This is a genomic window from Pelodictyon luteolum (assembly GCF_001622165.1).
GTDB lineage: Bacteria > Bacteroidota > Chlorobiia > Chlorobiales > Chlorobiaceae > Chlorobium > Chlorobium luteolum_B.
Genome location: NZ_LVWG01000012.1, coordinates 1 through 7306 on the forward strand (window position 1 = coordinate 1; position 7306 = coordinate 7306).

The 7306-nt window shown below is 57.1% G+C and carries 3 protein-coding genes; 1 reads left to right on the top strand and 2 read right to left on the bottom strand.

Annotation, left to right across the window (positions count from 1 at the left end):
• Positions 1–964, bottom strand: a 964-nt coding sequence (locus A3K90_RS01200; RefSeq protein ID WP_303680771.1) for a 7TM-DISM domain-containing protein, incomplete at its 3' end; no start/stop codon positions are given.
• Positions 961–3015, bottom strand: coding sequence for a sensor histidine kinase (locus A3K90_RS01205; protein WP_303680772.1), 2055 nt, complete (start codon positions 3013–3015; stop codon positions 961–963). The genes A3K90_RS01200 and A3K90_RS01205, both read right to left, overlap by 4 nt.
• A gap of 227 nt (positions 3016–3242) precedes the next feature.
• On the opposite strand from A3K90_RS01205, the gene A3K90_RS01210 reads away from it, so the two are divergent.
• On the top strand, positions 3243–7306 hold a 4064-nt coding region (locus tag A3K90_RS01210), incomplete at its 3' end, for an Ig-like domain-containing protein (RefSeq protein ID WP_303680773.1).

Genomic DNA, 7306 nt, shown 5'->3' on the forward strand with positions numbered 1-7306 from the left:
AAAAATAACAGGTCATCACAATGCTTGCCACAACCCCGAATGCCGGCGTCGGGCTGCTGAAGAGCAAAAGAACCGCGAGCACTATCAATACGGTAAAGTAGGTGCGGAATCTCCCGGGATAGTCGTCGTTCATGAGTTCAATGACAAAGAGCATGAAGATGAGCATTGACGAGCCCAACTGGGCTTTCAACAGCACTGCGGTGAACGTCCGCAGCCAGTCGGGCAGCAGATAGAAGTGCATCCCTCTTGAGAGATACAATGACAGGAACAGAATGAAAATGTATATGCTGAAATACAGCATATGCCGCCAGCCCGTATTGCGGTAGACAACGAGCGCTATGAGGATGATCATCAGCGATATCGCCCCGAAAGCCGACTCCTGGGCGATGGTACGGTCGGTGCATGAGAGCAGGTGTGCTTCTGTGCAGATTCCACCATGCAGGGTGATCGTGTTCTGGCTCCATATCCGCAGATAGACGACGACCGGACCGTCCCCGGACAGGTCCACCGGGGTGAGGAAATCAGCGTTGCGTAAGATGCCGCCGGGATGGAGCTCGGTGCTGCCCATCCGAATCGGCCTGCCGTGGTTTTCTGGAAGGTAGATCTCCATATGTTCGAGTACCGCTGGTGCCAGGCGCAGCCAGCCCTCTGCAGGAAACCCCCCGCTCGGGAGGATCTCAAGCCGGACCCAGTACGCGGAATGTGAATACCCCGCGGCAAACTTGCCCTCAATCTCCTGAAACTTTCCCTGGCGGTATGCACTTTTCGCCTCTGCAAGCCCGACTGTTCCCGCCGGGTCTTCAAGAACCGCAAGATGGCCTTCCAGGGAGTAGTGCTCTTTTTTGCCGAGCTCCAGAGGGGAGGCCCATGCATGCGCTCCGCATCCGGCAGCCAGGCAGAGCACCGCGAGCATGAGCAACGCCCGATGGCGCATTCCTTTCCTTTTCAGTGGATTCAGGCTCATGGCTTCTCCTTTTGGGCAAGCGGTATCCGGATGGTTGCCGTAACGCCTCCCTCTTTGCCACTCTTCAGGGTGGCGCTTCCATCGTGCTGGCGCATCACTTCGCGCACCAGCCAGAGCCCGATGCCTTTGCCCGGCTCGGCTGCACTGTTGTTGCCCCGGTGAAACTTCATGAACAACTCACCCTCATCTTCATCCATCGGCAGAGCCGTGTTGTTGTGGAGTTCTATAATGCCGAACCCTTCTTCGGCACGGCACCGCACATGAACCGGGCTGCCTTCGGGTGAGTATTTCCGTGCATTGTCAAGCAGGTTGAAGAGCGCCATCTGCAGGAGCAGCAGGTCTCCCTCGATTTCCTCATTTCCGGCAAGGCATTCTTGTATGATGTGAAGCTTCGGCCAGAGTGCCCTTGCGGACTCTACCTGCTGAAACATGTACGCACTCACCCTGATGCGCCCGATAACCTGGACATCATCGGTTTCAAGCAGCCGGCTTCGTTCCACAGCCTGTTCCATGACCTCAAGCAGCCGCCCGGCAGCGCGGTGCATGGCATGGAGTATGGCTGGTTTTTTTGTGTCTCCGGGGCGGCTCCTCCTGCTGAGGATGTTGATGTTGCCCTGAATGATGGCCAGAGGTGTACGGTACTCGTGCGACACCATCTGAAAGAACCGGCGGACCCGCTTTGCCGACTGATGCCGGCTCTGCAGCGACTGTTCGAGGCGGTCTCTGTATATGCGCAGTTCTTCGGTCTTTTTCTCTGCGATTGCCGTCGCACGCATTTCACTTTCATGCGTACTCTCCTTCAGCTCCTGTTCTGCATGCAGAAAGCGTTCAACGAGCAGACCGAAAATCACCAGGATATGCATGAATGAACCTGCCTGTACAAGATCCTGTATTGCCGTATTGAGCGGCAGCAGGCCGAGGCGCTGCAGGAATAACTCCCCATAAAGCAGGATGTTCAGCCCGAACAGCCCCAAGAGTACTTGTTTTCTGAAAGGGTGCAACGGCAGCTGGCGAACCGTTATCCAGAACAGCACCCCGAGGAGTGCGATTGCGCTGTATGCCCCGAAGGGTTTCAGTATGGTGGTGTTGAAGAGAAGCGATGCCGTCGGGTCAAGCAGCCCGGCAAGGGCGGTCACTTGAAGGGCCCGCAGTGTCGTCGGTTTGTATTTATCTTTAAGCACTTCATAGGCAAACAGCGCGAAAAACACCACACCGAGACTGCCGGTTGTTTCCATCAGCTCCGGGAGTGCGCCGTCGCCAAGCCAGGGCATCAGGAATACATATATGCCCCGTGCTATCAGATAGGACAGGAACAGGTCTGCTGCGTAGAGGGAAAAGAAGAGGAACCTCCATTCCCGAACAGCAAAGAAAATCAGGAGACTCATCAGCACAATCACGGCAGTAACCCCCAGGTAGAAAGCCTGCAGGAACATATGGCTGCGCGACTGCTTCATCAGCTCTTCTCTGTTGAGCACCGTTCCCCGGAGCTGAACAGGGGAGCGGGAGGCAATGCGCATATAGGCCAGCAGTTCGCTCCCTTCAGGGCCCAACTCCAGCGGCACCAGGAGCTGAGGGTCCGGAACCGCCCGCTTGCCGGGTGGCATGGTGAGCCCCAGCGGGAATGCTTTGTATGAAGATGCAGAGAGGGGGCCCGTTCCCTGCTGCTGCACATAGGCTTCGAGCGTATCAGGGGTGCGGGGGCCAAGGCGCAGCCATGCCGATGCGGGGAACCCCTCTCCTCTTACCACCCTGAACCGTACCCAGAATGCCGAGCCGGAAAACCCTTCGTTTACGCTGCCCTGTATCTCCCTGAATGCTGTCGAGCCGATTACTTCATGCAGCTTCAGCGTTCCGGACGCATCTTCAAGCAGTTCCAGATGTCCGTCAAGTGAAAATGAGCCTTTTCCTCCATCGCTTTTCAGCAGGAGGGGGGAGGCCGCAGCTGCAGGTGGCAGGAACAGGATGCCCTGGCAGCATAAGAGTGCCGCCAGAAGGAATGTGATCCATCCTGCATGCCGCAATGCGGGCAGTCTGGTTGGCAGTGGGGGCAAGATACCTGTCGTGGTTTACATGGTGGATCTGTGTACGTGTTGCTCGCTCTGGTGTAGTCACTGAACACCGTCCGGTGCATATAAATAATATGAATATAATGCTCCGCGTGTGAATTGCGAGAATATGTGGGTATTTGAGTGTTGTCCTGGTTGCTGCATAATGCTGAAATTGGTATAGAGTTGAAAAACCCTTTTTGCGTGGAGTTAACCCCCTGAACTTACCGAAAATGAGTGTTGCCGAACCGCACGCGGTCTGTCTCGAACAGGCGTGTGAAAGAGCGTATAGTGATGTAAATAAGCGCCTTACCCTCAAGTCCCCTGAAGTACTCCTGTATGATCCCGGCGTTGCCGAGGTTGAAGTGCTGCTTGCAGGGCTCGACCCGGCAGTACAGCCTCTGGCGGTTCAGCCGTCGGACTCTCCGCAGGAAATTCTCGCATTTCTGATATCCCATCCACAGCTGACTGCGCTCCATATCCTCGGGCATGGGGGCCCGGGTGCCGTCCGTTTCGGCGGAGTGCAGCTCAACGCTGAAGATTTTCATGTTCCAGTCGACGCGCTCATCCAGCGCGCTCGTCTCATAGATATCTATTTCTGGTCCTGCCGCACCGCACAGGGTGCTGAGGGCACAACCTATCTGCAAGCAATCTCGGAGAACTCCATGGCAAATGTACACGCATCCACAGGCCTCATCGGTGAAACCGCAAAAGGCGGAAGCTGGGAACTCGATGTGACGGTCAGTCCAACAGTCCGCATGCCGTTCAGCAGCGCGGCGCGGGAGGCGTTTGAGGGGGTGCTGGCATCAGCGTCACTGCTCAGCACGGTTCTGAGTACTGACAAGACGCGGGTTATCCTTACCTATGACGAGTTGCTCACGGGAACTGCTCAGATTGGTGACTTCGTTTTTTATGATAGTGGCTCCAAAGTTACGCCTTCTTCGGTCGAGATTGTCGGGTCGTCGATCGTATTCACTTTTTCATTAGCACTTGCCGGTACGAGTACTACGGTTGCTTATGCGCAAGAGACAGATTTGAGTAATGCTACTACCGTAGCAGGAACTGAGGCGGATGCGGCTGTTATTGCTGATTTCACTGCTCAAAGCGTGACAGCAGACAGCACAGCGCCGACAGCAACGCTGACCTACTCGACGGACAGCGGCACTACACGGACCAGTTCGGTGGATGTAAACGAAGCGGATACGCTACTCATCAAAGCGACGTTTAGCGAAGCAATAGCGGACGGTACAGGAGCAACGATTGCGATCGACAACAGCGTGCTGAGCTCGACGGCGATGACGAAGGTGTCGAGCACGGTCTACACATACGAACTCAATGTCCCCTCAGGGGAGATATCGGGAGCAGCAATAACGATAGGCGCTGCAACCGACCTTGCCGGTAACACGATCAGCGCAACGCCTACAAATGCGACGTTCGATATTGATAATACAAATCCCACGACAACGCCGACAGTGGTTGCGTTGACGACGAATGATACGACGCCGACGATAACGGGTACGGCAACGCTGGCTACGGGAGAATCGCTGAGTGTGACGGTCAACAGCAAGACCTATACGGTTGGCGATGGGAATCTGACCCACGACAACGGAGCGAATACCTGGAGTCTGACGTTGCCCGCAGCAGATGCACTGAGTGCAGGTACGTATGCGGTGATAGCGACGGTGACAGATGCGGCAGGGAACACGACTGCGGATAGCACTGCCGATGAGGTTGTTGTCGACACGACAGAGCCAACCCTCACCCTCACCTCCACCCTCGAAGGCGATAACAAGGTCAATGCGATGGAGGATGGCGACGTTGTGGTATCGGGTACGAGTACCGGTGCGGTGGGGCAGACCGTGACGGTTACGTTATCCGATACGGCTACTATGCCTAATACCGCTACCCAAACTGCAACGGTCGCCGCTGACGGCACCTGGTCGTTGACCGGTCAACAGGTAGCAGATATTTCCTCTTTTACGAACGGCACTATTACGATCAAGGCTGATGTATCCGATGTGGCAGGCAACGCTGCGACACAGGCGAGCACAACGCTGACGCTGGATAATGTTGCGCCGACGATATCCATTGCAACGACGCTGGAAACAGACAACAAGGTCAATGCCGCAGAAGATGCGGATGTCGTTATTTCAGGTGCGACTACGGGTGTTGAAGACGGCCGGATAGTGAGTATCAGCCTGAGCGATGGCACGACGACGGTAAATACTACCGCGACGGTCTCCAGCAATGCGTGGATCGCGTCGGCAGCGGACATCAGCGGGCTGACGAATGGTACCATTACAGTCAAGGCCGATGTGTCAGATCTTGCAGGCAACCCGGCGACGCAGGCGAGCAAGACGCTTACACTGGACAACGTGGTGCCGACGATAGCCATTGCGACAACGCTTGAGGGCGACAACAAGGTCAACGCCTCTGAGGATGCGGATGTGGTTGTTTCCGGCTCGACAAGCGGCGTCGAAGACGGCCGGACCGTCAACGTTACCCTCAGCGACGGCACGAACTCGGTAACGACCACCGCGACGGTCAGCAGCAACGGGTGGACCGCAGCAGCTGCGGACATCAGTGCGCTGACGAACGGCACCATTACGGTGACGGCAAATGTTTCCGATCTTGCGGGCAACCCTGCGGCCGAGGCAAGCAAGACGCTGACGCTCGACAACGCAACTCCGACGATATCGATAGCAACGACGCTTGAGGGCGACAACAAGGTCAACGCCTCTGAGGATGCGGATGTGGTTGTTTCCGGCTCGACAAGCGGCGTCGAAGACGGCCGGACCGTCAACGTTACCCTCAGCGACGGCACGAACTCGGTAACGACCACCGCGACGGTCAGCAGCAACGGGTGGACCGCAGCAGCTGCGGACATCAGTGCGCTGACGAACGGCGATATCACGGTGACGGCGAACGTTTCTGATGCGGCGGGCAACCCCGCAGCTCAGGCGAGCAAGACCGTGGTTCTGGACAATGTTGCTCCGACAATATTCATTGCAACGACGCTTGAGGGCGACAACAAGGTCAATGCCGCAGAGGATGGAGATGTCGTCGTTTCCGGTACGACAAGCGGTGTCGAAGACGGCCGGACCGTCAATGTTACGCTCAGCGACGGCACGAACTCGGTAACGACGACGGCGACGGTCAGCAGCAACGGGTGGAGCGCAACGGCTGCGGATATCAGTACGCTGACGAACGGCGATATCACGGTGACGGCGAATGTTTCTGATGCGGCGGGCAACACTGCGGCCGAGGCGAGCAAAACGCTGACGCTGGATAATGTCGCCCCGACGATCAATTCCGGCACGCTCTACGTCTGGAGCGCGGCAACCTCGGCCACGCTGACGCTCTCGGCCACCGACGGCACCTGGTCATCCGGCACCCTAACGGGGGCGACGCTGGCTTCGAATGGGGTACTCTCAGTTACTACGATTCCTTCTGCAAGCACGACATATAGCCTGACCGTTACCGACACGGCCGGCAACGCAGCCACGAAGACCATTACTGTTGAGCCGACGCCTTACGCGCTCTTTGATGCGAACGGAGATCTCATCGCTGCCTATGCTTCGTTTGATGCGGCAAAAGCCGTGGCAACGGCAGGCCAGACCATCAAGATCGCCGATATCAGCGACAGCTCCATCAGCACCTATACGCTGACGGGGAGTACGGACGTCAGCATCGATGCCTCGCTTGACTCGAGCGACGGCGTGAACCTCTACGGCAACGACGGCAACAACACCCTCATCGGCGGTTCCAAGAATGACACCTTGAGCGGAGGCATCGGCAACGACACCCTTCAGGGCGGCGGCGGCAACGACACGTTGACCGGTGGAACGGGTAACGATTCGATCGATGGAGGTGCAGACAACGACACCCTCACCGGTGGAGCCGGTGCCGATGCCATTGTCGGTGACACCGGCGACGATACGATCATCTATGCCGCTCCTTCGGATCTCGAGTCCGATGCGCTCAGCGGGGGCACCGGTACCGATACGGTACAGATCAATACCTCCGGTACCTACGACTTCAGCAAGCTGACCTCCTCGACGGGCATCGAAAAGCTATACATTGCGGGCGATACCGCGGCCACCTCGGTGACTATCGGCGACAAACTGGCCGATGCAGGAGTGCCGCTTTCCATTACCGGCGACAGCCTTGAGCATAACGTTACCATCGATGCCAGTGCTCTGAACTCGAACCAGTCCATCTCCTTCGTCGCATCCGGCTTCGGACTCGACGATACGGTGACCGGCGGCGCCGGCGTCGACAAGGTGATCTACACTGA